Origin of the sequence: Aestuarium sp., assembly GCF_023253315.1 — a bacterium.
Taxonomy (GTDB): Bacteria; Pseudomonadota; Alphaproteobacteria; order Rhodobacterales; family Rhodobacteraceae; genus Marivivens; species Marivivens donghaensis.
In genome coordinates this window covers 1-894 of the sequence record NZ_JALRGW010000116.1, presented here as the reverse complement: position 1 = coordinate 894, position 894 = coordinate 1, and the positions used below count along the sequence as shown (strand labels likewise).

1 protein-coding gene is annotated in these 894 nt (G+C 29.3%); it reads right to left on the bottom strand.

What is annotated here, in order from left to right; translation table 11 throughout:
* Positions 1-28: 28 nt before the first annotated feature.
* Positions 29-736, bottom strand: coding sequence for a heme ABC transporter permease CcmC (ccmC, locus tag AC1QQ2_RS14500; RefSeq protein ID WP_479713677.1), 708 nt, complete (start codon positions 734-736; stop codon positions 29-31).
* Between the last annotated feature and the right edge of the window lie 158 nt (positions 737-894).

The following is an 894-nucleotide window of genomic DNA, read 5'->3' as shown; positions in this document are numbered from 1 at the left end:
TAACCATTCATTGATAAAAAATCTGCAATCATATTCTTTTAATGTTTTTTTTCTTTATTCTAATGATTTCTGTTTTGTATTTCATTAGAAAAATTAACGCAGCATATAACAAGAAAACCAACAACATTAACAATAATGGAACCAACATAGCACTATGAATAGAACTCGAACCTGAGATTTTAATGCTGGCCGGTTGATGAAGCGTATTCCACCAATCTACGGAATATTTAATTATTGGAATATTAATAGATCCAACAATTGCAATTATGGAAGATACCTTAATCGTAGTTTCCTCATTGTTTATAAGTTTAAAAGACAAAATATAAAAAACATAAAACAACATTAAAATTAACATCGATGTTAGTCTTGCATCCCATGCCCACCATGTACCCCATGTTGGTTGGCCCCATAGCGATCCAGTTACAATTGCTAAGGATGTAAATAACAATCCAATAGGAGCAATGCTTTTATTTATAAAATAAAAATTTTTTATTTTAAAAATAAAATTTAATATGGATAAAAGTGTAATAACCGAAAAACTTGCTAAACCAAGCCAAGCTGAAGGAACGTGGACATACATAATCCGCACTGAGTCTCCTTGAATGTAATCGGGTGGAGACAAAACCAAAGCAAAAGTTAAACCAATAATCAGAATTAGAAAGAAGATTGAATTAATAAATTTAATTAATTTTTGGATAAAAGAATAAATATTGCTCGCTGAAAAAAATTTAAACATTGTACGAGGTACAATTATAATAGTTCTGCTTTTATGGAAAGATGCTTGTTTCGCCTAATTGAGAAATGAGGGAGTTAAAGAGGTAAAATTATTCTCAATTAGGCATTAACAATTACAAAGTTAGTATGACTCTATGTTTTAGATTTGATCTAATATTG